Annotated in this window: 21 protein-coding genes; 17 read left to right on the top strand and 4 right to left on the bottom strand. The window is 37.4% G+C overall.

Annotation, left to right across the window (positions count from 1 at the left end; genetic code table 11):
* Position 1 precedes the first annotated feature (1 nt).
* The 11 genes from infB (at position 2) to scpB (ending at position 12,345) form a co-directional block, all read left to right on the top strand.
* Positions 2 to 2,734: a translation initiation factor IF-2 gene (gene infB, locus BLS20_RS03850; protein ID WP_090172388.1), complete on the top strand. Its 2,733-nt coding sequence runs from the start codon at positions 2 to 4 to the stop codon at positions 2,732 to 2,734.
* Between the two features lie 13 nt (positions 2,735 to 2,747).
* The gene (gene rbfA / locus BLS20_RS03845) at positions 2,748 to 3,116 is read left to right on the top strand and encodes a 30S ribosome-binding factor RbfA (RefSeq protein WP_090172386.1); all 369 of its coding nucleotides are present in this window, start codon (positions 2,748 to 2,750) and stop codon (positions 3,114 to 3,116) included.
* 59 nt (positions 3,117 to 3,175) lie between these two features.
* Positions 3,176 to 4,129, top strand: a complete 954-nt coding sequence (locus BLS20_RS03840; protein WP_090172385.1) for a DHH family phosphoesterase — start codon at positions 3,176 to 3,178, stop codon at positions 4,127 to 4,129.
* The gene (gene truB, locus BLS20_RS03835; protein ID WP_090172382.1) at positions 4,126 to 5,025 is read left to right on the top strand and encodes a tRNA pseudouridine(55) synthase TruB; all 900 of its coding nucleotides are present in this window, start codon (positions 4,126 to 4,128) and stop codon (positions 5,023 to 5,025) included. Before BLS20_RS03840 ends, truB begins: the two co-directional genes overlap by 4 nt.
* Positions 5,026 to 5,048: 23 nt before the next feature.
* Entirely contained in the window at positions 5,049 to 5,975 is a 927-nt protein-coding gene (locus BLS20_RS03830) for a bifunctional riboflavin kinase/FAD synthetase (protein ID WP_176762277.1), read from the top strand.
* Between the two features lie 145 nt (positions 5,976 to 6,120).
* Positions 6,121 to 7,233, top strand: coding sequence for a C40 family peptidase (locus BLS20_RS03825; RefSeq protein WP_242870519.1), 1,113 nt, complete (start codon positions 6,121 to 6,123; stop codon positions 7,231 to 7,233).
* A 141-nt stretch (positions 7,234 to 7,374) separates the two neighbouring features.
* Positions 7,375 to 7,641 carry a 30S ribosomal protein S15 gene (rpsO, locus tag BLS20_RS03820; protein WP_090172378.1) on the top strand — a complete coding sequence of 89 codons (267 nt, stop codon included), beginning with the start codon at positions 7,375 to 7,377 and terminating at the stop codon, positions 7,639 to 7,641.
* Between the two features lie 150 nt (positions 7,642 to 7,791).
* Entirely contained in the window at positions 7,792 to 9,882 is a 2,091-nt protein-coding gene (locus tag BLS20_RS03815) for a polyribonucleotide nucleotidyltransferase (RefSeq protein WP_090172375.1), read from the top strand.
* Positions 9,883 to 10,007: 125 nt separating this feature from the next.
* Positions 10,008 to 10,859, top strand: a complete 852-nt coding sequence (locus BLS20_RS03810) for a metallophosphoesterase (protein ID WP_090172373.1) — start codon at positions 10,008 to 10,010, stop codon at positions 10,857 to 10,859.
* Between the two features lie 140 nt (positions 10,860 to 10,999).
* The gene (locus BLS20_RS03805; protein ID WP_090172371.1) at positions 11,000 to 11,746 is read left to right on the top strand and encodes a segregation and condensation protein A; all 747 of its coding nucleotides are present in this window, start codon (positions 11,000 to 11,002) and stop codon (positions 11,744 to 11,746) included.
* 8 nt (positions 11,747 to 11,754) lie between these two features.
* Positions 11,755 to 12,345, top strand: coding sequence for an SMC-Scp complex subunit ScpB (gene scpB, locus BLS20_RS03800; protein ID WP_090172607.1), 591 nt, complete (start codon positions 11,755 to 11,757; stop codon positions 12,343 to 12,345).
* 62 nt (positions 12,346 to 12,407) lie between these two features.
* Here the strand turns inward: scpB and BLS20_RS03795 are convergent, their stop codons facing one another.
* The 4 genes from BLS20_RS03795 to BLS20_RS03780 are packed head-to-tail and all read right to left on the bottom strand — an operon-like array spanning position 12,408 to position 18,690.
* A complete protein-coding gene (locus tag BLS20_RS03795; protein WP_090172369.1) occupies positions 12,408 to 13,370 on the bottom strand; it encodes an acyl-CoA dehydratase activase in 963 nt (320 codons plus the stop codon).
* Positions 13,367 to 14,524, bottom strand: coding sequence for a hypothetical protein (locus BLS20_RS03790; RefSeq protein WP_090172367.1), 1,158 nt, complete (start codon positions 14,522 to 14,524; stop codon positions 13,367 to 13,369). The genes BLS20_RS03795 and BLS20_RS03790 overlap by 4 nt, the downstream gene beginning before the upstream one ends.
* Positions 14,521 to 15,441, bottom strand: a complete 921-nt coding sequence (locus BLS20_RS03785; RefSeq protein ID WP_090172365.1) for an acyl-CoA dehydratase activase-related protein — start codon at positions 15,439 to 15,441, stop codon at positions 14,521 to 14,523. The genes BLS20_RS03790 and BLS20_RS03785 overlap by 4 nt, the downstream gene beginning before the upstream one ends.
* Before the next feature lie 42 nt (positions 15,442 to 15,483).
* The gene (locus BLS20_RS03780; RefSeq protein WP_090172364.1) at positions 15,484 to 18,690 is read right to left on the bottom strand and encodes a non-ribosomal peptide synthetase; all 3,207 of its coding nucleotides are present in this window, start codon (positions 18,688 to 18,690) and stop codon (positions 15,484 to 15,486) included.
* A gap of 188 nt (positions 18,691 to 18,878) precedes the next feature.
* Between BLS20_RS03780 and BLS20_RS03775 the strand changes: the two genes are divergently transcribed.
* The 6 genes from BLS20_RS03775 to BLS20_RS03750 are packed head-to-tail and all read left to right on the top strand — an operon-like array spanning position 18,879 to position 24,476.
* A complete protein-coding gene (locus BLS20_RS03775; RefSeq protein WP_278286154.1) occupies positions 18,879 to 19,799 on the top strand; it encodes a MurR/RpiR family transcriptional regulator in 921 nt (306 codons plus the stop codon).
* On the top strand, positions 19,796 to 21,040 hold the full coding sequence (locus BLS20_RS03770) for a BaiN/RdsA family NAD(P)/FAD-dependent oxidoreductase (protein ID WP_090172361.1): 1,245 nt from the start codon (positions 19,796 to 19,798) through the stop codon (positions 21,038 to 21,040). The genes BLS20_RS03775 and BLS20_RS03770 overlap by 4 nt, the downstream gene beginning before the upstream one ends.
* Before the next feature lie 16 nt (positions 21,041 to 21,056).
* The gene (gene cmk / locus BLS20_RS03765) at positions 21,057 to 21,719 is read left to right on the top strand and encodes a (d)CMP kinase (protein WP_090172358.1); all 663 of its coding nucleotides are present in this window, start codon (positions 21,057 to 21,059) and stop codon (positions 21,717 to 21,719) included.
* Positions 21,720 to 21,722: 3 nt separating this feature from the next.
* On the top strand, positions 21,723 to 22,583 hold the full coding sequence (gene ispH, locus BLS20_RS03760) for a 4-hydroxy-3-methylbut-2-enyl diphosphate reductase (RefSeq protein ID WP_090172356.1): 861 nt from the start codon (positions 21,723 to 21,725) through the stop codon (positions 22,581 to 22,583).
* The gene (gene rpsA / locus BLS20_RS03755; RefSeq protein WP_090172354.1) at positions 22,561 to 23,673 is read left to right on the top strand and encodes a 30S ribosomal protein S1; all 1,113 of its coding nucleotides are present in this window, start codon (positions 22,561 to 22,563) and stop codon (positions 23,671 to 23,673) included. The genes ispH and rpsA overlap by 23 nt, the downstream gene beginning before the upstream one ends.
* 26 nt (positions 23,674 to 23,699) lie before the next feature.
* The gene (locus BLS20_RS03750) at positions 23,700 to 24,476 is read left to right on the top strand and encodes a CheR family methyltransferase (RefSeq protein ID WP_090172352.1); all 777 of its coding nucleotides are present in this window, start codon (positions 23,700 to 23,702) and stop codon (positions 24,474 to 24,476) included.
* The last annotated feature ends 29 nt before the right edge of the window (positions 24,477 to 24,505 follow it).

Raw genomic sequence — 24,505 nt, 5'->3', positions numbered from 1 at the left:
TATGGCTAGAATTCATGAAATCGCAAAAGAATTAAACATAAGTGCAAAAGATATCATAGCTTATTTGGAAGAAATAGGTATTGTTGGGAAAAAATCTCAAAGTGGTATAGATGATGATGAGATACAGAAAGTAAAAAAACATTTTGGCGCAGCAAAAACGTCATCTGCTGATGAAGGAGCTCAGGATGAGGAAAAGAAGACTGCAGCTAACAAAGCAGAAGATGATAAAGAACGCCCGAAGAAAAAATCTTCGATTACAGCAGTGTTCAATCCGCAAAATACCAAAAGCGGTGGACAGGGAAGAAGAAATAATAATAATCAAGGAAGAAATTCAGAACGTCGTCGCAGAAGAAGTGAGGATGATGGTTCATTTAGACCTGGGTTCCAAAGAGCGACAGCACCGGTTCCGCGTGCAAATAAAGAACGTAATGCAAATGCTCAAAATACGTCTATGGAGCAGAATAAAACAAAAACACCAAATACCACAGAGCAAAATAAACAAGGTATGCCGGAGAAAAAGAATGTTCAAAAAATTGCAAGTATTGCATCGCAGACGACAAATGTACGTAAGCAAGGTAATATATTTGACAGTTTGAAAAAACAAGAACGTGACGGACAAAGAAAAAATACATCTTCTGAAAGAGGACAAAGAACAGATAGAAATGGTAAAAATGATTTCTCGAACAATCAGCCTCGTCGTGAAAACAATCGAAATGATGGAAATCGAGGCGGTAGAGGTAATTTCGATCGTCAAAAGAATTCGGGTAAATCATTTGGAAAAGATTTAGGCGGATTTTCACAAGGCGCTTCATCCGGTGAGGGAAAGAGAAATGAAAGAGGCCGTGATAATAATCGAAAGAATCGTAAAGATTATGATAACAACAGTCGCAGACAGGAACGTTATGTAAATCTTGAAAAACATGGTGGCAAGAAAAAGCACAAACAGCCACAACAGCCAAAGCAAGAAGTGGATAAGGATGTAATTAGAACCATTACACTTCCGGATTCTATTACCATTAAAGACTTAGCGGATATTCTGAAAGTGCAGGCATCCGCAATTGTAAAGCAGCTCTTTATGCAAGGAAAGATGGTAACGGTGAATCAGGAAGTTGACTTTGATGAAGCAGAAGAAATTGCGCTTGAGTACAACTGTATTTGCGAGCATGAAGTGAAAGTTGATGTGATTGAGGAACTTCTGAAAGAAGAAGAAGAGGATGAAGCATTAATGAAGCCAAGACCGGCAGTTGTTTGTGTAATGGGACATGTCGATCATGGTAAGACATCCTTGCTCGATGCAATTCGTAAGACGAATGTTACGGATCGCGAAGCAGGTGGAATTACACAGCATATTGGTGCGAGCGTGGTTAAAATCAATGATCAGACCATCACATTCCTAGATACGCCGGGTCACGAAGCATTTACGGCAATGCGTATGCGAGGTGCCAATTCTACGGATATTGCGATTTTAGTAGTTGCTGCTGATGATGGTGTAATGCCACAGACAATTGAAGCCATCAATCATGCGAAAGCAGCCGGAGTTGAAATTATTGTTGCAATTAATAAGATTGATAAGCCGTCTGCTAATATCGAACGTGTAAAACAGGAATTGTCAGAATATGAATTGATTCCGGAAGATTGGGGTGGAAGTACAATCTTTGTACCGGTATCTGCACATACAGGAGAAGGTATCGATCAGCTCCTTGAAATGATTCTTTTGACCTCTGAAATTTTAGAGTTAAAAGCGAATCCTAATAGAAATGCACGTGGTCTTGTTATTGAGTCTCAGCTTGATAAAGGACGAGGCGTTGTTGCAACCGTTCTTGTACAAAAGGGAACCTTAAAAGTTGGAGAACCGATTGCGGCCGGAAGTGCTTATGGTAAGGTTAGAGCCATGCTTGATGACAAGGGAAGAAGAGTTCGCGTTGCAACTCCTTCAACGCCGGTTGAAATCTTAGGACTTAGTAATGTTCCAAACGCCGGTGAAATCTTTGTATCAATGGACAATGAAAAAGAAGCAAGAAGCTTTGCGGAAACATTTATATCACAAGGAAAAGAAAAATTACTTGAAGAGACAAAGAAAAAAATGTCGCTTGAAGATTTATATTCTAGTATTCAGGAAGGTAATTTAAAAGAGCTTGATATTGTAGTAAAAGCAGATGTGCAAGGTTCTGTAGAAGCTGTAAAGCAGTCTCTTGAAAAATTATCTAATGAAGAAGTGGTTGTTAAAGTTATTCATGGCGGAGTCGGAGCAATTAATGAATCAGATATAATTTTGGCATCTGCATCTAATGCAATTGTTATTGGATTTAATGTTCGTCCGGACGCATCCGCTAAGACAACAGCAGAGCAGGAAGGTGTTGATGTTCGCCTTTACAAAGTAATTTATAATGCGATTGAAGACGTTCAAGAAGCAATGAAGGGAATGCTAGATCCAATCTTTGAAGAAAAGGTTATCGGTCATGCAGAAATTCGTCAGATTTTCAAAGCTTCTGGTGTGGGTAATATTGCCGGATCGTACATTCTTGATGGTTCGTTCGAAAGAGATTGTCTGATTCGAATCAGTCGTGAAGGAGAGCAGATATATGAAGGTAAACTAGCATCCTTAAAGCGTTTCAAAGATGATGTTAAGGAAGTGAAAGCCGGTTATGAATGTGGTCTTGTATTTGAAGACTTTAATGATTTTGCCGAAATGGACATCGTGGAAGGCTATAAGATGGTAGAAGTGCCTCGATAGATAAGGTGATAAGATGAGAAAAAACAGTATAAAAAACACCCGAATTAACACACAGGTTCAAAGAGAACTTAGTGATATTATCCGAAATGAAATTAAAGATCCAAGGATTCATCCGATGACCTCGGTTGTTTCTGTAGTGGTCGCACCGGATTTGAAAAGTGCAAAGGCATATATTAGTGTCTTGGGTGATGAAAAAGAGCAGGCAGATACGCTTGCTGGTTTGAAGAGTGCCGAAGGATATATCAGAAGACAATTAGCGAACACAGTTAACTTAAGAAACACACCTCAGATTACGTTTGTGTTGGACCAGTCTATTGAATATGGTGTAAAAATGTCAAAATTAATTGATGAGGTGAATCATCAAGCTGGTGATGTAGAATAACATGGTGCTTACAGCCTCAAAACAGAGTATGTTTTGGGGCTGTTTTTAGGAGAAGTAATATGATAAAAATAGATGATTATTTGAAAGACATAAAAACAATTGCAATATCCGGTCATATACGTCCGGATGGGGACTGTATAGGTTCGACATTGGGGGCGTATAATTATATAACTGAAAATTATCCTTTTTTACAGGTGGATTTATATCTGGAAGATTCCTATTCGGATACATTTTTGTTTTTGCATAATATAGATAAGATTAATTCTAAGTATCCAACGCACGAACCTTATGATTTGTTTTTGTCTTTGGACAGTAGTGATTATGAGCGCCTTGGAGATGCTGGAAAATATTTTGATCAGGCAAAAACAACCATCTGTGTAGATCATCATATAAGTAATCAGGGATTTGCGCAGCATAATTTTATTTATCCGGATAAAAGTTCGGCAAGTGAGGTTTTATATGAGATGCTGGATGAAAATAAAATCTCTGAAAAAGTTGCAGAATGTATTTATTTGGGAATGGTTCATGATACCGGGGTCTTTCAGTATTCGTGTACTTCGGCGCGAACAATGGAAATTGCCGGAAAGATGATGGAATTAGGGATTGATTATTCGGAAATTGTGCAAAAGACATTTTTTGCTAAGACATATGCCCAAAATAAAATTATGGCACATGCTGTTTTGAAAAGCGAGTTGCATGCGAAAGGCATGATCATAAGCTCTGTTCTTACACAAGAAGATTTTGATAAGTATCAGGTCTTGCCGAAAGACTTAGAAGGAATTGTGAATCAATTACAAATTACAAAAGGCGTTGAAGTTGCGATTTTCTTGTATCAAAATGCGCCGGATGGATTTAAGGCGAGTTTGCGATCGAATGGAAAAGTGGATGTTGCCAAAATCTGTGGCCTCTTTGGCGGCGGTGGTCATGTCAGAGCGTCCGGTGTATCGATGACGGGCGACGTAAAGAGTATTTTGAATAAGTTGATTGAGGAGATTAAAAAGCAATTAACATGATGAATGGTATAATCAATGTGTACAAGGAAGCTGGTTTTACTTCTTTTGACGTAGTAGCTAAGCTTCGAGGGGTTTTAAAGCAAAAGAAAATAGGACATACAGGAACGCTAGATCCGGATGCGACAGGTGTTTTGCCAATCTGTCTGGGGACTGCAACAAAAGTTTGTGATTTGCTTACAGATCGCAGTAAAGAATATATTGCCACGATGCTTTTGGGGGTGGAGACGGACACTTATGATTGTTCCGGAACAGTTGTCAACAAGAAACCGGTAGAAGTTAACGAAGAACGGATCAGTGAAATTCTACATGGATTTGTTGGTGAATCTATGCAAATTCCGCCAATGTATTCTGCGCTTAAGGTAAATGGAAAGAAATTGTATGAATATGCCAGAGAAGGAATTAAAATAGAACGAAAACCAAGAAAAATTCAGATTTATGATTTGGAAATTTTGCACATCCATCTTCCGGAAGTAGAATTTAGAGTACATTGTTCGAAAGGGACATATATTAGAAGTATCTGTTATGATGCAGGTCGTATAGCACAATGCGGCGCGTGTATGAAAAAACTGATTCGAACACGGGTAGATAATTTTATGCTAGAAGATGCGTATACACTGAATGAAATCGAAGAACTTGTAAAAAGTGGAGATGTTAACACTATTGTAAAACCGGTTGACAGCGTTTTTTCACAATATCCGAAGGCGGTTGTGATGGACGAGTATTCCAAAGTGTTATATAATGGCAATCGATTAAAAAAACAATGGGTATGTCAGGAAATGACACCACCGCAGAAAGTTAGAATATATGATGAATCCGGTGCGTTTATCGGTATTTATCGATATGAGGAAAGTCGAAAGGAATTTAAGCCGGAAAAGATATTTTGGCGTAAAGAGTAGTGATGAAGTTAATAAAAGGGAATATGAATTTTACAATTGAAGAGCCGACTGCAATTTCCTTTGGTAAGTTTGATGGGCTTCATAAAGGGCATAAGTTCTTGATGCAGCTTTTGTACGAAGAACAAAAAAGGGGACTAAAGACGGTTGCTTTTTCATTTCAAACACCGCCGAATACGATTGTAAAAAATGCACATGACAGACTATTGACAACGGAAGAAGAGAAGATCCATGTGTTTAGTCAGACGCATATTGATTATCTGATCGAATATCCGTTTACGGAAACGGTCATGCGTATGCCGGCTGAGGATTTTTTGGATAAAATTGTAAACGATTTACATGTGAAGTCCATTATTGTGGGAAATGATTTTCGATTTGGATTTCAGCGTCAAGGTGATATTTATCTATTGGATAGATTGTCCCAGCGGTATGGTTATCAATTGCATGTTGTGGATAAAGTGTTATTTGACAATCAGGAAATTTCAAGCACTTTAATTCGAACACTTTTGATTCAAAACAAACTTAAGACAGTGGAAGAATTGTTGGGATATCCATATTTTGTTATGGGAACAATAGAAAAAGGAAAACAAATTGGTAGAACAATCGGGTTTCCAACTTTGAATATTTATCCTTTACAGGATAAACTTTTGCCTCCGGATGGTGGTTATGCAAGTCGGATTACCATAAAAGGAAAAAGATATTATGGTATTACCAATATCGGAACGAATCCAACGGTTAGCAATGATGCGACACGCGTGATTGAAACACATGTTTTCGAATTCCATGAAGATGTATATGGAGAAAATGTGAAGATTGAACTATTGGAATTTGTCCGTGAAGAAAAAAAATACGATTCATTAGACGATCTAAAAAAGCAGATTCATCAAGATGTTGAGCAGGTAAAAAAGAGATATTTAACTCAGTCGGAGAAATCCCCCACCTCTAAGCGTTAGCGTAGGTGCTTGTCCTAAGCCCTCAAAGTTAGGGCTTTTTAAAATGTTACAGAAATATTACAAAAGTATTGACAGTTTTATAAAAGGGGGATATACTAGTGTGGATTTAGTGCATAAAAGTTTATGCATGTTTTAGGAGGATAAGATGAAATCAATCTACGTTAGATTTACAATTCTTGGATTGTCTGCAGTTATGATTTTAGGGACTGGAATCACGACTTTTGCTGCCCAAACATCGCTTAGCGCCGGCGCAGGAACGATTGTTAGCAGTGCTCTTTTTGATAGTGAGAATGAGACATCTCTTAGTGCAGGAGCATCATCTGTTTTTTCGGATGCAATTGAAAGCAGTGAATCGCAGGCAGTTAAGACGGCATCTGTTTCCAAGAATGAATCAGATACTTCGGAAAAAGAATCGGATGATACGATATATGGATATACGAATCTGGGAATTGCTGATTGCGAGGATTATATTAATATTCGGAAAAAGGCTTCAAAAGAGTCTGATATAGCAGGAAGATTGGAAAAGGATGCAGCTTGTGAAATTATAAAAACAAGTGGTAGCTGGACAAAAATCAAGTCTGGAGATGTAACAGGCTGGGTAAAATCGAAATATCTTTTGACAGGAGATGCAGCGAAAGAACGTGCGGAAGAAGTCGCTAAAACCGTAGCGACTGTCAACACAAAGACATTAAATATCCGAACAAAAAAAAGCACGGATAGTTCGATTGTAGCTCAGGTTGGAGAAGATACCGAGCTTAAGGTATTAAAAGAAGGTTCGAAATGGATCAAAGTCAAGTATGACGGTGAGAAAGGTTATGTTTCAGCAGAATACGTAACTGTATCGGTAGAACTTGAAGATGCATTGACTGCAACTGAGGTAGAGTATGGCGAAGGCGTTTCGGATGTAAGAAGCGCTCTTGTACAGTATGCACTTCAGTTTGTTGGTAATCCGTATGTATGGGGCGGAACCTCACTTACGAACGGATGCGATTGTTCCGGATTTACAATGCGTATTCTTGGTAGTTATGGCGTTGGACTTCCGCATTCATCATCTGCGCAGTCAAATTATGGAACAAGAATCAGTGCCTCCAAAGCGCAACCTGGAGATTTGTTCTTCTATGGTAGCGGCAGTAGCATTTCTCATGTGGCTATTTATATTGGAAATGGACAGATTGTTCACGCAAGTAATGAAAGAGATGGAATTAAAGTATCTAGTGCGTATTATCGTACACCGATTTGTGTGTGTAGTTATTTTTAAGCAAAAATCAGTTTACAAACCGAATCGTGTATGATATTCTAATAAAGCATGAGTTTGCCCGTATTCGGATTATGGACACTCCGACCATATTCTGAGTACCATGCTTATAGGGCATAATGATCAATTTAGGAGGATAACAGTATGATCGCAAAAGAAAAGAAACAGGCTATTATTGCCGAGTATGGAAGAACACCGAATGATACAGGATCTCCGGAAGTTCAGATTGCAATCTTAACAGCAAGAATTACAGAACTTACAGAGCATTTAAAGGCTCATCCGAAGGATCATCATTCAAGAAGAGGTATGCTTAAGATGGTAGGTCAAAGACGTGGTCTTCTTGCATATCTTAAGAAGATTGATATTGAAAGATATCGTACTTTGATTGGACGTCTTGGAATCAGAAGATAGTGAATTGTTTAATAGAGCGGAGTAGTCCGCTCTATTTTCAGTTGATAAACGTAGATGGGAAAGAAACCGAGACCACTGATGTGCTCATCAGCGGGTGGTCAGATCAGTAGTTTCGGAAATCCCATCACGATTAAGAAAAGGAGATAATATATGTATAAAACTTACTCAATGGAAATCGGTGGGAAGACTTTGACGATTGATATCGGAAGAGTTGCAGCACAGGCAAACGGTGCCGTGTTTATGAAATATGGTGATACAACCGTACTTTCGACAGCAACAGCTTCAGACAAGCCTAGAGATGGAATTGATTTTTTCCCTCTTAGTGTGGAATTTGAAGAAAAGATGTATTCTGTAGGAAAGATACCGGGTGGATTTAATAAAAGAGAAGGTAAAGCATCGGAAAATTCGGTACTCACTGCTCGTGTTATTGACCGTCCAATGCGTCCGTTATTCCCAAAAGACTATAGAAATGATGTTACATTAAACAATCTGGTTTTGGCAGTTGATCCTGAATGCAGACCGGAACTGGTAGCTATGCTTGGTAGTTCTATTGCAACTTGTATTTCGGATATACCGTTTTATGGTCCATGTGCCATGACTCAGGTTGGTATGATTGATGGTGAATTTGTAATCAATCCATCACAGGCACAGTGGGATGAAGGCGATTTAAAACTTACAGTTGCTTCAACTTCTGAAAAGGTCATTATGATTGAAGCGGGTGCCAACGAGATACCGGAAGCTAAAATGATTGAAGCTATCTATAAGGCGCATGATGTAAATCAGGAGATTATTGCATTTATAAATCAAATCGTAGCGGAAGTAGGTAAGGAAAAGCATTCCTATACAAGCTGTGCAATTCCGGATGAAATGTTTGAAAAAATCAAGGAAATTGTTCCGCCGGCTGAAATGGAAGAAGCAGTATTTACTGATGAAAAGCAGGTAAGAGAAGAAAATATCAAAGAAATTACAGCTCGATTAGAAGAAGCTTTTGCTGAGAATGAGCAGTGGCTTGAGGTACTAGGTGAAGCTATTTATCAGTATCAAAAGAAGACGGTTCGTAAGATGATTTTAAAAGATCATAAGCGTCCGGATGGAAGAGCTTTAGATCAGATTCGTAAACTTTCAGCAGAGGTTGATATCGTTCCTCGTGTACATGGATCGGCAATGTTTACACGTGGTCAGACGCAGATTTGCGATATTGTAACGCTTGCACCTTTGTCAGAAAAACAGCGTATAGATGGATTAGATGAGAATGTTACGGCTAAGCGTTATATGCACCATTATAATTTCCCTTCTTATTCTGTTGGAGAGACTAAGCCTTCAAGAGGACCGGGACGTAGAGAAATTGGACATGGAGCACTTGCAGAAAGAGCTCTTCTTCCGGTTCTTCCATCGGAAGAGGAATTCCCATATGCAATTCGTGCTGTGTCTGAAACCTTTGAATCAAATGGCTCTACATCAATGGCGTCAACTTGTGCATCTTGTATGTCGTTAATGGCAGCCGGTGTTCCGATTAAGAAGATGGTTGCAGGTATCAGTTGCGGTCTTGTAACAGGGGATACAGATGATGATTATGTTGTATTAACCGATATCCAGGGATTAGAAGATTTCTTTGGGGATATGGACTTTAAGGTTACCGGAACAACAGATGGTATTACTGCAATTCAGATGGATATCAAGATTCATGGTCTTACTCGTCCAATCGTAGAAGAGGCGATTGCAAGAACTCGTCAGGCAAGATTATTTATCATGGATGAGTGTATGAAGAAGGCAATTGCAGAACCTAGAAAAGAAGTCGGGGAGTATGCTCCTAAGATCATCTCTATGCAGATTGATCCGCAGAAGATTGGTGATGTGGTCGGACAGCGTGGTAAGACAATTAATGAAATCATTGAAAGAACCGGCGTTAAGATTGATATTACAGATGATGGTAATGTATCTGTATGCGGAACTGATAAGGATATGATGGATCAGGCTGTTGAAATGATTAAAATTATCACAACAGATTTTGAAAAAGACCAGATTTTTAAAGGAAAAGTTATCAGTATTAAAGAATTTGGTGCATTTATCGAGTTTGCTCCGGGTAAAGAAGGAATGGTTCATATTTCCAAGATTTCAAAAGAAAGAATCAACCATGTAGAAGATGTTCTTACTCTTGGTGATGAAGTAACGGTTGTATGCCTTGGAAAAGACAAAATGGGAAGAATCAGCTTTAGTATGAAAGATGTTCCGAAAGCATAACAGTAGGTGTATTTCAGGCTCCTTAGATGTTATAATCTAAGGGGTCTGTTTTTTTTCTTGATAGGAAAACAACCAATCGAAAACGTAAATGGGATATAAGGTTTTTTGGCAAGAGGAGGTGTGACATGACAATCTTAGTTGTTATAATCTGTATTATTTTAATTGGAGTTGTTTTACAAGCAATTGAACTTAGGAAATTTACAATTACCAGCTATCGTATAACAAGTAGTTATGTGACACATCCGGTTCGTCTTGCAGTACTTTCGGATCTGCATGCTAAGCTCTTCGGAAAAGATAATCATCCTCTTTACGAAGCGGTAGAAGCAATTAAACCGGATGCTATATTGTTAACCGGAGATATGATTACAGCCAAGAAAACCCAAAAATATGATGAAGTATTTGAATTTTTGAATTCCTTAACAACGATTGCGCCGGTTTATTATGAACTAGGTAATCATGAACAGCGCGTGATGGATGAGGAGTCAAAGCATTATGAAGCATTTTGTCGATATATGGAAAAGGTGAAAGCGTCAGATATCATAGTACTTGATAATGAGTTTTCGCGGCTAAATGAAGAAGTGGATTTGATTGGACTTACACTTCCACCTGAATGTTTCGATAAAAAAATCGATTGTGAACTAGAAGTTGAATATTTTGAAAAGAATTTTCCGGAATACGAAGAAGAAGGATTTTGTATCCTGATGGCGCATAGTCCAAAATATATGGAAACATATTTAAAATGGCCTTGTGATCTTATTTTATCCGGACATAATCATGGGGGACTCGTTAGAATCCCCGGGGGATCAAGTATCCTATCGCCGGAATTTAAACTTTTTCCGACATATGATGGAGGTCATTATAAAGTAAACGATAAAGATGTGATTGTCAGTAAAGGTTTGGGTACACATACTTTTCATATTCGGATTTTTAACAGAGCGGAAGTGTTAGCGGTTGAGATAAAACCTGAAAAACACTAATTGTAGAAAAGTGGATTCCTAAAAACCACTAAATATAGTGATTGGCACTTGAAAAATCTTAGCCAAGCCGTTATAATAGCATTGGACGAAAATGGAATTATAAACCAAATGGTCACAAAGGTTAACGACGGAGTTTTGCAATGGATTTGAATTTTAAATTGGAAATATTTGAAGGACCGCTGGATTTGCTTCTTCATTTATTAGAAAAAAATAAAGTTAATATCTACGATATTCCGATTGTTGAAATCACGAAACAATATATGGATTATATTAATCAGATGCAGACGGAAGATCTTAATGTTATGAGCGAATTTTTGGTTATGGCAGCAACTTTGCTTGATATCAAGTCTAAGATGCTTCTTCCAACAAATGAATTAGAAGAAGAGGAAGAAGATCCACGCGCACAGCTCGTTGAGAGATTGCTTGAATATAAGATGTATAAGTGTATGTCTTATGAATTAAAAGACAGACAGATGGATGCTGCAAAAGTATTATTTAAATATCCTACGATTCCAAAGGAAGTAGAAGAATATGTGGAACCAATTGATATGGAAACACTTATTGGTGATATGACTTTGGAAAAGCTTAATCATATTTTCCAAAGTATTATAAAGAAACAAAAAGAGAAAATCGATCCGATTCGTTCGAAATTTGGGAAGATAGAAAAAGAAGAAGTTTCTCTGGAAGATACGATGGACAAAGTTAGAATGTATGCGAAAAGTCATAATAGCTTTTCATTTCGGACGCTTTTGGAAAATCAGAAAGGAAAAATGCAGCTGATCGTTACTTTTCTTGCAATTTTAGAATTGATGAAGACGGGTATACTTTGGATTCGACAAGATGATTTGTTTGAAGATATTTATATTGAATCTAAGATTGCTGCATAATAATGATTATGGATCAAAAAAATTATCTGGCTATATTAGAAGCTATATTATTTACAATGGGTGAGTCGGTTGAATTATCAAAACTTGCTCAGGCTTTAGAAATTGATAAGAATGAAGTAAAAAAATATTTAGAAGAACTGACTAAAAAATACGAATCATCAGACAGCGGAGTGCAATTGATAGAACTTGATGGTGCCTATCAGATGTGCACGAAACCGGAGATGTATGACTATTTGATAAAGATTGCAAAACTCCCTCGCAAATATGTTTTAACAGATGTGCAACTTGAGACACTTTCCATCATTGCATATAAACAGCCGATTACGAAAGCTGAAATAGAAAATATAAGAGGCGTGTCTAGCGATCATGTGGTAAATCGTTTGGTGGAATTTAATCTCGTATGTGAGCTGGGAAGGTTGGATGCTCCTGGCAGGCCGATGTTATTTGGGACAACGGAAGAGTTCCTTAGAAGTTTTGGTGTTCATTCGCTAGAAGAACTTCCGGCTTTGAATCAGGATACCATTGAGGAATTTAAGAGAGAAGCGCAAGAAGAACTTGAATATGAAGCGCAAGAAGAAGAAGAAAATATCATTATTTAAAACATCGAAGAAATGAAATAATGGCAATCGTCGGTTATTAGACGATTGCCATTTTGTTGTTTTTATTTTGTTTTGTTGACTTTAATTTCTCCTCGCTCACAGCGATTTCCCCAAGAATCAATAAGCTCACCATCTTTGTATATGCAGATGATTTCGCAATGGTTTGCACATTTTTGACAGACAACCTCTTTGGGTTCAAAAGTTACATCTGCAATATCAAAGGAGAACGGTGCTTCAATTTTGCTACGAAGAGCTAATATAGCAGCACCAAAGGCACCCATCAAATGTCCGGCTTCATCAACAATAATTTCTGCATTTAATGCTTTAGAAAAGGCATCGACAACGCCGATATTTTTGGACACACCACCTTGGAAAACGATAGGAGAAGTGATTTTCTTTCCCTTACCTATATTGTTTAGATAGTTATTGGCAACGGCATGACAAAGACCGGCGATGATATCTTCTTTTTTATGTCCCATCTGAATCTTATGCACGAGATCTGATTCGGCGAATACCGTACATCTTGCAGCAATCGGTGTAGGATTTTTGCTTGAAAGAGCAATTTTTCCGAATTCCTCCACTTCAACACCAAGTCTTCTAGACTGACTTGATAAAAAGGAGCCGGTTCCGGCTGCGCATAGAGTGTTCATGGCATAATCGACAGCAACGCCATCCTCAACAATAATTATTTTCGAATCTTGACCGCCGATTTCTAAAATAGTATGAACATCAGGATGAAGAGTTGTAGTGCCTACCGCATGAGCAGTGATTTCGTTTTTGACAATACTTGCACCAATCATTGCACCGACAAGTTTGCGTGCACTACCGGTGGTGCCGGCAGAAACAACGGTATAGTTGTTGTGATCTAGTTGTTCATTCAGTTGTGCAATGACTTTTTTGGAAGCCTCAATAGGATTACCTTCCGTCCATAAATAAACTTGGGCTAAAATATTACATTCATCATCAATAACGACTCCTTTTGTAGAAATAGAGCCAATATCAATACCTAAATAAGCTTTTTTCATTTAGTAGTTACTTCCTTTCTCATAGCGATCATGTCATAGAACGCCTCAATTCGTGTTTCGATTCCGGTATCGGAAGTTTGAGTGTCATAATTCATATATAAAATAGGCACCTTATAATCCTTGCTGATATTATGAAGAATAGGAACAATACCGGTTTCCGGAGTGCATCCAAAACATTTTACCTGTACAATTCCATCAAAGCCTGCCTTGGCATATTCTTTCGCTTTGTTTACGGTAGCGATAGAAGATCCGCCATTATCATAAACAGCATAATCCGAAATATCCTTTAAATGACTTTTATGCCAAATAGAAGATGGGAATTTTTTGATATCAAAATGCATATATTGAAAAAGTCGTCCAAATAAAGACTTTTCATTCGCTAAAATCACGGAATGAGATAAACTCATCCAGCGGTGAACCTCGGCACCCATTTTGGCAAGTTTTGTTTCAATTTCATGATTAGAATAAGGATCCATAATGGTGAAGTATTCACCAACGATTCCAATTTTTACGGGATGTTCAGGTTTGTTAATTGGAATTCGTTTGAAATTATTTATGGTTGTTTTATAGATCCTTTTAATGTCTCTTAAGGTATTGGCTTTTCTCATAGATTGTAGGAATAGCTTATAAGCCGCTTCAAAATCGCCCTCATGAGTTTCAAATCCCATATTTTGACGGTAATAATCCTCAACTTCATCAAAAACACAAATCATTTTGGCTGTTGCTGGAAGCGCTTTGATCATACGAAACAAGTTTGTATTAGGAGCAAAATGACGCATCCCTTTATAAAGTCCCCAAATATTTTTGTAATTGGCTAAAGTGATATTAAACATTTCGAAATCATAGCCTAAGTCATGCAAAATCTGTTCGTGTAATTCACCATAATAACCAAGTCTGCAAGTGCCACCTGTACCAATCATAACATTAGCACCTTGTTCAAGAGCTTCTATATAGCAGCCCATCATGCATTTAAATGGGGCACATACAAAATCAGGCGAATTTTTTGCGCCAAGTTCAATGGTTCTTTTGGTCATTTGCGGTGGCGCTTTGTATTCTTGATTTAATCCATGATTTACAAAATATTTTATTGGGATATCATAATTGCCAAGTTGAGGGTAGCATAATATATAATTTTTATTATTAGTACGCATCATAAAAAATCTCCCTTCCTGAAACGAATGATATCCACAAAACTTTCTAATCTGGTATCCACACCGGCATTACCGTCTTGACTGTCTTGTAATAAATTGAGAATTGGAAGATCTTTAATTCGTCTGATAATCATCTCGTTCAGCATAGAATCAGGACCGCAAGGGAAGGCTGTCATCAAAATAATACCATCAATTTGATCGTGATAATAAGCGATAGAGCCTAAAAGTTCACGGGACATAATCCATGGAACGTCTTTGCAGATTTCAGTATATTTGCTGCGAGCTATTGCCGGATCTAGATGATCGGCAAAGATTGCAAGAGCACCAAGTTCTTTAAGTTTTTCAACGACCGGCACACCGATGTATTCGTCATATAGGTTATACGCATGTGCTACAACAAGAATCTTAACGGCATCCGGTTGTTTTAATGCATTTTCCTGGAGCAGTTGTTTTTCTTTTTGTGCTTTTAGATGAGCTTTAAGTCCGCATTGATAAGCGCGTTTGGCTTCTCGTTTTGAAAAACCTAGCTCTATTCCTAGATTAATATATCCTTTTTCTTCTGAAATTTTCTGTTGCTCATCTACATTTAATGGAATAAAACGTAGATTTTGTTCACGGAAAGTATTACAGACAATGTCATATAAGCCTTCAAAACGCGTACAAAGGACTCCGTCATTTTGAAAAGTCGCAATGCGAGGAATAAATATGGCATCACATTTTCCGATGAGGGAATCGACATGTCCAAGATAAAGTTTGCTAGATAGACAAGCTTCATCAATCGAATAAAAAGCACCTCGATCCATGATGTTTTTATCTGTTTTCGGACTTAATACGGTCTCTATGCCAAGCTCTTTAAAGAATGTCTCCCATAGAACATCATAACGATAATAGAGCAAGGCTCTTGGAATTCCAAGTTTCATAGTTTTATAATACCGCGTTATAAGCGCGGATTCCTCCTTAGTTTAATCCAAATATCCACTTGATTTAAAGTAATGTAAATATTTGGAAATGAATTTTGTGCCGACAATAGGACAGGTTATATTGCTGTCGCTAAGAAGCATAGCAGTATTTGCGGTGGAATATTTTGTATTTCGACCGGTAAAATGCCTTAATATTCCGGGATTTGATTCGTTTCCTTGCGTAAATAAACAATCAAGCATTGCTAAAACGTTAGTATTTTGTGCCGCATCTAATTTGGTCTTCCATCGTTTAAAGGTAGTATAGCGAAGCGGATATCCACAGCGCCTGATGGAAGAGACAAGCTTTCCAAGAGGTAGTGGTACCGGGTTGATTAAATGGAAGTTTTTGGAAATTGCTTCTTCTTTTTGTGATATATGAGCAATTGCATCTGCGATATAGTCAACCGGTGTCATGTGGAGTTCGTAAATCGCAAAAGGAATGCAGCCAAGCTGGATACAACCAACAATAATGCGGCTTACCATATCCTCGAGATTCCAAATTCCATTTTTGCCGCCGGTGATATCGCCCGGTCTGTAAATGACAGTTTTTAATCCTCGTTTATTAGCGATACCAACCAGTTTTTCCGCAACCCATTTTGTCTCAGAATAAGCCAATGAAAATCCGCTGGAAGTATTAAGCGGCTGTGATTCTGTTACAAATTTTCCAAGATTATCCGGCGTGTCAAAAACGCTGTATGAAGAAATAAAATGGAAATATTTTGGTTTTTTGGCACAAGCAAATCGCAATGCTTCTATAGTGCCATAAACATTTGTATTTTTCAAATAAGAATATGGATAAACAAAATTTAATAAAGCTCCATTATGATACACAACATCGATTTTATTGCTTAATTCATTATAAATCTCCTGATCCATGCCCATATTCGGTTTTGTTAAATCACCGAGTACAGGACGAATGAACTTACTATATTCTTCATTCCAACAGCCAAAATGAATCATTCGATTTTTGATTTTGTTGTATCCTTTTTCAGTGCTTTCTGCACGAACATGGCAATAGATTTCAAGGTCGTCGTGAGGATACTGTTGGATAAAGGATTTTATAAGGTTAGAACCTAAAAATCCGGATGAACCGGTTAAAAATATCTTGCTGCATTCTTGTGGTGACTTCTCATAGCTTCCTTGCGGTACAATGCTTTTATCAAGGCGGCATTCCATCTTTAAATCAATTGGCTTACCACTTGGTTGTTTGCCGGAAAGAACGCGCTTGATATGATTGGTAACTCCGTAAACAGAAGCATCTGCAAGCAATTCACGAAAGTCCATTTTGATGCCAAAATCTTCTTCGATTTTATTTAATAATTCAAATCCCATAAGGGAGTCACCGCCAAGTTCTAAAAAACTATCATGTACATTATAGGAGTCTAGTTTAAGAACACGGTCAAACATTTCTTTAACTTTTGTAAAGATCGCATCATTTTTGTCTTCATTAGCATGTGCGCCGTCAGATTCTTTTGAAGAAACTGTATAATTAGAGTGATTACTTGTGCGATAGCTAAATAGGATCGGAAGTTCTTTCTTCTCATATAACGCACGGGTTTTTAACATTTGCAACTTGTTATTGTCTGTTCGAGGAAGAGAGTTCTTTGGTACAAATAAAATATCATAAAAAGAAAACTCAAATTGCTTTGCAATCAAAGAATTGATTCGAGAAGCATAATTAATATAATTGTCGGTATCCTCGAATTCCATTACGGCATAAATATGTTCTTTCTTACCGTCAGAAATCGAAAAGAAACCGCAGGCATTTGCGGTAATAGACGGACTGTGTCTTTGAAGATATCCGAGCAAATCACCGGGATAGACATTGTGTCCGTTAATAATGAACATTTCTTTTAGGCGTCCGGTAATATAAAGATTGCCTTCATACATAAAACCAAGGTCTCCGGTTCGATAAAAATCGCCTTCTTGATCGGTTAGACGAAAATGGAAATTTTTATTTTCCGGAATTTTGCCCCAATATCCGGATGCTACATTAGGACCTTGCAGACAGATTTCGCCAATATGTAATTCGTCATAGGTTTTTCGCGTTTTAGGATTGACAGCAATGATTTTAAGACCGGTAACTGGTTTGCCAAGGCTGACAATTTCCTTTGCATCCGGAGCATCTGATAATACAATTTTGTTTTTTTGGTAAGATTCATAATCTACGCGTAAGACCTTATAATCAAGACCTGCAACACTTGCAAGACAACAGCATTCGCCGAGGCCATAGCCGGGAGCGGCCGCATGATAAGGCACGTTAAACATTTCGCTGAATTTAGCGATGGTCTGCGGAGAAACGAATTCGGAACCGTTCATAAAGTGCGTAGCACATGACAAATCAATCTTTGAAGCTTCTTGTGGTGAGAAGATTTTCGTGCATGCTTCAAATGCAGAGCCGGGACCAACCGTCAGGTTGCAGCGATATTTATTCATAAGTTTAATCCAAATCTTAGGATTGGATAAAAATTGCATGGTATTAATATGATAAATAACAGCACCATTAACGCAAAGTGGCATTAATACTGTGATTACAAGTCCTAAATTATGGAAAAAAGGAACCCAGGTTGCCATTCTGCTGGTGGAAAAATCATATACATTATCGCATTGCTGCATTTGACTCATTAATTGATGACGACGAATCATAACGCCTTTTGGTGCGCTGGTTGAGCCGGAAGTATATTGGAGATATACTAAATCGTTCGGATTTTGCGAAACGATAACATCCGTATTTTTATATGGAGTTAATTTATCGGTATAAATTCGCTTTAAGGTGATGACATTAAAAAAAGCGTCCTTTAACAAACGAGCCGTTAATTTTGTTTCGCTTTCTTGTTCAAGCGCGTAGTTTGAAATTAACGCCTTAGGACGACATGATTTTAATACCGATATAAATCTCGCAACTTTATTTTCATCGAGCGGTGGTGGAATAATGGTAAATACCACTCCGGCCATCATACATCCAAGTATCGCATAAACAGTACCAAAATCCTGCATAGAAAAAATAACGGCCCGATCCCCCTTTTTTAGACCTTTTCGCTTTAATTCGTATGCCATTTCCAAAGATTTACGAAAAATCAATCGATTGGTACAGTCTTGAAAATGAAATTCATCGTCTCGATAATCAACGAAACGATAAATAACAAGATCCGGATCTTCCTGTGCATGTTTCTCTAAGAGTTTAATAATATTTGAAGATGATAAATTCATAATTCTTTAGTCACGATCCTTTGTAAAATTATTCATATTCCAATGATAATTGAAAAGTGAAAATGGTGCAACATAATCTAAGAAATCTTACAGTATTTAATAATAAATTTATATTTGCATTTTCTTGCTAAGGAAATAGGGCTTTGTTATAATATATCGAACAATGTATACGAGTGGAGGAGCGAAAAGTGAATGCGAATAATTTGCTTACCAGAATGAATGAACAATATGCTTCAATGAGTAAAAATCAAAAAAAACTTGCTGCATATATAACGGATAATTATGAACAGGCAGTGTTTTTTACGGCTGCGAAAATGGGAGAAGTTGTGGGAGTGAGCGAATCAACTGTGGTACGATTTGCCATGAGCCTGGGATATAAAGGGTATCCGCAGTTTCAAAAATCATTAGAAGAAATGGTTCGTCTTAAATTAGAAAAAACACAGAAAATGAATATTACAACAACACGAACGTCCAAAAAAGATGTGTTGCAAAAAGTTCTCGCGTCCGATTGCGATAACATAAAGCGGACGTTGGAAGGGTTAAATCAAAGTACATTTGATCAGGCTGTGTCTTCTATATTAAACGCTGAACATATTTATGTTGTTGGAGTCAGGGCGTGTGCGCCGCTTGCACAGTTTTTATATTTTTATCTGCAGATGATTTTTAAGAATGTCCATCTTGTAACTTCGAGTAATGTGACCGAGATGTTTGAACAGATGGTTCATTTGACAAATAAAGACGTTGTGATCGGGATAAGTTTTCCGAGATATTCGATGCGAACACTAAAAGCTATGGAGTTTGCCAACAATAAAAGTGCTGGGGTTATAACGCTTACAGATTCCGTTCATTCGCCTATGAATCTTTATTCCTCCTGTAATCTGATTGCGAAAAGTGAAATGGCATCTATTGTGGATTCCATGACGGCACCTATGAGCGTGATTAATGCTCTTATTGTGGCGTTAACTATGTTTCGCAAAGATGAAGTAGTAAAAAACGTTGAATTTCTTGAAGATATTTGGGAACAGTATCAGATTTATGAAAATGATGAAATTGATCATATTGATGATGCGTTTAAAAATAAATATAAGCATATAGGTGAGCTGAAGTGAAAAAAGTAGTGATAATCGGCGGAGGTGCCGGTGGAATGATGGCTGCGGCAACTTGTGCGCAAAATTGTGATGTGACGTTGATTGAACAAAATGAAAAGCTAGGAAAGAAACTATATATTACAGGAAAAGGTAGATGTAATATCACAAATAATTCGGATGTCGAAAAACATTTATCCATGGTAAAACGTAATCCTAAATTTTTATATAGTGCCTTTTATTCATTTGATAGTTCTTCGGTGATGCGTTTTTTTGAAGAACATGGTTTGAAATTAAAAACAGAACATGGTGATAGGGTGTTTCCGGTGTCGGATCATGCCTCTGATGTAATAAAGACATTAGAACGCGCTATGAAAGAGGGACAAGTTAAAATTAAGCTAAATGAAAAAGTTACTCAAATCAAAGTAAAAAACGAGCGGGTATGTGCAGTCGTTACTTCAAAATCGTGTTATGAAGCAGATGCTGTAATCATTTCAACCGGAGGAATATCCTATCCGTCTTGTGGGAGTGATGGTAGCGGATATGAACTTGTTAACAAATTAGGGCATACAATAAAAGAATGTGCACCATCGCTTGTCGGTATTTTGACAAAAGAAGAGTGGGTAACTGAATTAATGGGGCTTTCATTAAAAAATGTAAAAGTTTCTTTTGAAAGGGGTAAGAAGTGTCTCTATGAAGAACAAGGCGAGATGCTTTTTACGCATAAAGGAATTTCCGGTCCCGTTGTTTTGACAGCCAGCTCTGTATTAAATGATGAGCTAAAAACAGGAACTGTTGATATTTGGATTGATTTAAAACCAGCTCTTGATAAGGAACAGATGGATAAACGAATTTTGCGGGATTTTCAAACAAATATTAATCGTCAATTTGGCAACAGTCTGAATAAATTATTGCCTTCTAAGTTGATTCCGGTGATTGTTAGGTTAAGTGGAATTGATCCAAAGAAAAAAGTAAATGAAGTGACAAAGAAAGAACGAGAAAAACTAGTTGAATTATTGAAAGGACTACGCCTTACAAGTAAGGAATTGGGTGGATTTTCCGAAGCTATCATTACAAAAGGTGGCGTATCGGTTCGAGAGGTTGATCCATCCACTATGGAATCAAAACTCGTAAAGAATCTTTATTTGTGCGGAGAAATGCTTGATCTTGATGCGTTGACAGGAGGTTATAATCTTCAGATTGCATGGTCAACCGGATATCTTGCAACGCAAAGTGTTCTAGATAAGAATGTAATAGACGAATGAAAGGAAGAATGTTGATATGGGAAAAAATATTGCAGTAGATGGACCTGCCGGTGCAGGAAAAAGTACGATAGCCAAAAAAGTGGCAAAGAATCTTGGATTGATTTATGTGGATACAGGCGCAATGTATCGCGCTATCGGTTTGTATATGCTAAGAAATAACATAGATGTATCGGATGAAGAAGCGGTGAATCAGGCTTGTGATCAAATTAGTGTTTCTATTCAATATGTGAATGGAGAACAACAGGTGCTGTTAAATGGCGAAAATGTAAATGGATTTATCCGTAAAGAAGAAGTGGGGAATATGGCTTCAAAAACAAGTTCTTATCCAAAAGTACGCGCAATGCTGCTGGATGCACAAAAAGAGCTCGCTCAAAAGCAGAATGTAATAATGGATGGGAGAGATATTGGTACATGTGTATTACCGGACGCTGAACTAAAGATTTATTTGACAGCATCGGTGCAAACGAGAGCAAAAAGAAGATTTGATGAACTTGTAGAAAAAGGTGTTGAATGCGATATTACAGAAATTGAAAAAGATATTGAACAAAGAGACTATCAAGATATGAATCGAACTATTGCTCCATTGAAGCAGGCACAAGACGCAGTTTTGGTTGATTCTTCAAATTTGACAATTGAACAGGTTTGTGAAACAATCATAAATCTATATGAAGAAAGGTAAGAAATGGAAGTTATTGTTGCTAAGAGTGCAGGTTTTTGCTTCGGAGTAAAAAGAGCAGTAGATTCGTTAGAAAAATTGGTTGAGACCAAGACGGATCAAAAGATATATACTTACGGTCCGATTATTCATAATGAATCTGTAATTCAGCATTTTGAAAGTCGCGGAGTTACGGTTCTTCATTCGAAAGAAGAACTTCTTGAAATTCAAGATGGAATTGTTGTGATTCGATCACATGGAGTGGGCAAAGAGATTTATGAGTTATTAAATTATCGCGGTATTGAGTATTGTGATATGACCTGTCCTTTTGTGCGCAAAATTCATGATTTAGTTGCGGAATATGAAAGAAAAGGTTGTTATATATTAATTGCCGGTGATAAGAATCACCCGGAAGTACAAGGAATTTTGGGATGGTGTTCGCCGGATAATTCACAGACTTTTCAGACAGCTTCTGAATTTGAGAAATTAGGCATAGAAAAAGATAGGTCAACAGTACTTGTCGCGCAAACCACGTTTAACCATAATAAATTTAAGAATTTAGTTGAAATTATAAATAAAAAAGGTTATGATATAAATGTTTTAGATACAATTTGTAATGCCACTGAAGTACGCCAATCAGAGGCGATACAATTGTCTAAAGACGTAGACGCAATGCTGGTGATTGGAAGTAAAAACAGTTCTAATACTCAAAAATTATTTGAGATTTCAAGAGTGGGATGTCCATGTACCTACTTGGTTCAGACATCAACTGATTTAGACGGATCTATATTCAAAGGCATTAAAAGCGTGGGTATTACTGCTGGGGCTTCCACCCCAAAAAAAATTATTGAGGAGGTTCAAACTAATGTCAGAAACAGGAAATTTTGACGAAATGCTTGAAGATTATGACAAAACAATAAGAAATGGGGAGGTAGTCGAAGGCGTTGTTCTTGAAGTAAGACCAGATGAAATCGTTTTGAACGTTGGCGCTAAATCAGACGGAATTATTCCGAGAAATGAATATACAAATGACTCGAATCTTGACCTTACCACTGTTGTTTCGGAAGGCGATAATATGACCGTTAAGGTTGTAAAAGTAAATGATGGAGAAGGACAGATTCTTTTATCTTACAGAAGAGTTCTTGCTGAAAAAGGTAATCAGCGACTGGAGGAAGCATTTAACAATCAGGAAGTGCTTACAGCCGTTGTTGATGAAGTGAAGAGCGGTGGACTTAGTGTAGATGTTGAAGGCGCAAGGGTATTTATTCCTGCAAGCCTTGTATCTAATACATATGAGAAAGACCTTTCTAAATATGAAGGTCAGGAAATTGAATTTGTAATTACTGAATTTAATCCAAGACGTCGTAGAATTATTGGAGATAGAAAACAGTTGATTATCGCTAAGAGAGCGGAACTTCAAAAAGAATTATTAGAGAAGATTCAAGTAGGCGATGTGATTCAGGGTACTATTAAGAATGTGACAGATTTTGGAGCATTTGTTGACCTTGGCGGAGCTGATGGTCTTTTACATATTTCTGAGATGTCTTGGGGGAGAGTTGATAATCCTAAAAAACTCTTTAATAATGGCGACGAAGTTCGCGTATATATCAAAGATATCAAAGATACCAAGATTGCTCTTAGTATGAAGTTCCCGGATGAAAATCCTTGGAATGATGCAAGTGAAAAGTTCGCGGTTGGAAATGTGGTAACCGGAAAAGTTGCTCGCATGACTGATTTTGGCGCATTTGTTGAATTGACACCGGGTGTAGATGCATTGCTTCATGTATCTCAGATTGCACATGAGCATATCGAAAAGCCTTCTGATGTATTGAAGAATGGTCAAGAAATTGAAGCTAAGATTGTTGATTTTAATGAAGCTGATCATAAGATTTCTCTGAGCATGAAAGCTTTAATTCCTCAGGAAGAAAAAGCGGAAGAAGAACAAGCATCTGTAGAAGAGGCATCGGAAGAAGAGTAATTTTCCATGTGAAGGGAGTGCTTTAATTGGCAAACGATTACGAAAAATTTAAAAAAGATATTTATATGATGACAAAAATCGATCTGAGTTCCTATAAGGAAAAACAGATGAAGCGTCGTATAGATACGTTGATTGCAAAGAATGGAATCAAGGAATATGATGAGTATGTTGGGGTAATCAAAAAAGACAAGGCTAAGTTTGAAGAATTTGTCAATTTCCTAACTATTAATGTTTCTGAATTTTACAGAAATCCTGAGCAGTGGAAGCTTTTGGATGAAGAGATTATTCCGGATTTGATTCAAAGATTTGGAAAGAATCTTAAAGTATGGAGTGCTGCGTGTTCAACGGGAGATGAGCCTTATTCTTTGGTTATGGCTTTGTCGAGACATTTGCCACTAAATAATATTCGTATTACAGCAACGGATATTGATAAGCAAGTAATTGCAACTGCCAAGGTGGGCCTATATAACGAAAAGAGTATTGCTGGCGTTCCAAAGGATCTTAAAGAAAAGTATTTTACCAAAATTGGTAATTCGTACCAGATTTCAGAAGAAATCAAAAAACGTGTTACTTTTAAAGAACATAATTTGCTGAAAGATCCATATATGTCAGGTCAGCATTTAATTGTTTGTCGAAATGTTTTGATTTACTTTACCGATGAGGCAAAAGAGGAAATCTACAAGAAATATAATAAAGCTCTGGTACAGGGTGGTGTTTTGTTTATTGGTAGTACGGAACAGATTATCAACTATAAAGAGCTTAATTATTCTCGAGAGCAATCCTTCTTCTTTAGAAAATTGTAATTATGAGATTAAAAAGAACCGATTTGATT

The sequence above is a fragment of the Eubacterium oxidoreducens genome, assembly GCF_900104415.1.
Classification (GTDB): domain Bacteria; phylum Bacillota; class Clostridia; order Lachnospirales; family Lachnospiraceae; genus Eubacterium_C; species Eubacterium_C oxidoreducens.
The sequence above is the reverse complement of the archived record's forward strand: the minus strand, read 5'-3'. Positions and strand labels throughout refer to the sequence as shown.

Coding starts and splice junctions, on each gene's coding strand:
- BLS20_RS03840 (WP_090172385.1), top strand. CDS start 3,176: ATGATAAAAATAGATGATTATTTGAAAGACATAAAAACAATTGCAATA.
- BLS20_RS03785 (WP_090172365.1), bottom strand. CDS start 15,441: ATGAAACTTGGAATTCCAAGAGCCTTGCTCTATTATCGTTATGATGTT.
- rpsA (WP_090172354.1), top strand. CDS start 22,561: ATGTCAGAAACAGGAAATTTTGACGAAATGCTTGAAGATTATGACAAA.
- BLS20_RS03825 (WP_242870519.1), top strand. CDS start 6,121: ATGAAATCAATCTACGTTAGATTTACAATTCTTGGATTGTCTGCAGTT.
- cmk (WP_090172358.1), top strand. CDS start 21,057: ATGGGAAAAAATATTGCAGTAGATGGACCTGCCGGTGCAGGAAAAAGT.
- scpB (WP_090172607.1), top strand. CDS start 11,755: ATGGATCAAAAAAATTATCTGGCTATATTAGAAGCTATATTATTTACA.
- BLS20_RS03805 (WP_090172371.1), top strand. CDS start 11,000: ATGGATTTGAATTTTAAATTGGAAATATTTGAAGGACCGCTGGATTTG.
- rpsO (WP_090172378.1), top strand. CDS start 7,375: ATGATCGCAAAAGAAAAGAAACAGGCTATTATTGCCGAGTATGGAAGA.
- ispH (WP_090172356.1), top strand. CDS start 21,723: ATGGAAGTTATTGTTGCTAAGAGTGCAGGTTTTTGCTTCGGAGTAAAA.
- rbfA (WP_090172386.1), top strand. CDS start 2,748: ATGAGAAAAAACAGTATAAAAAACACCCGAATTAACACACAGGTTCAA.
- BLS20_RS03790 (WP_090172367.1), bottom strand. CDS start 14,524: ATGATGCGTACTAATAATAAAAATTATATATTATGCTACCCTCAACTT.
- BLS20_RS03795 (WP_090172369.1), bottom strand. CDS start 13,370: ATGAAAAAAGCTTATTTAGGTATTGATATTGGCTCTATTTCTACAAAA.
- truB (WP_090172382.1), top strand. CDS start 4,126: ATGATGAATGGTATAATCAATGTGTACAAGGAAGCTGGTTTTACTTCT.
- infB (WP_090172388.1), top strand. CDS start 2: ATGGCTAGAATTCATGAAATCGCAAAAGAATTAAACATAAGTGCAAAA.
- BLS20_RS03815 (WP_090172375.1), top strand. CDS start 7,792: ATGTATAAAACTTACTCAATGGAAATCGGTGGGAAGACTTTGACGATT.
- BLS20_RS03780 (WP_090172364.1), bottom strand. CDS start 18,690: ATGAATTTATCATCTTCAAATATTATTAAACTCTTAGAGAAACATGCA.
- BLS20_RS03810 (WP_090172373.1), top strand. CDS start 10,008: ATGACAATCTTAGTTGTTATAATCTGTATTATTTTAATTGGAGTTGTT.
- BLS20_RS03830 (WP_176762277.1), top strand. CDS start 5,049: ATGAATTTTACAATTGAAGAGCCGACTGCAATTTCCTTTGGTAAGTTT.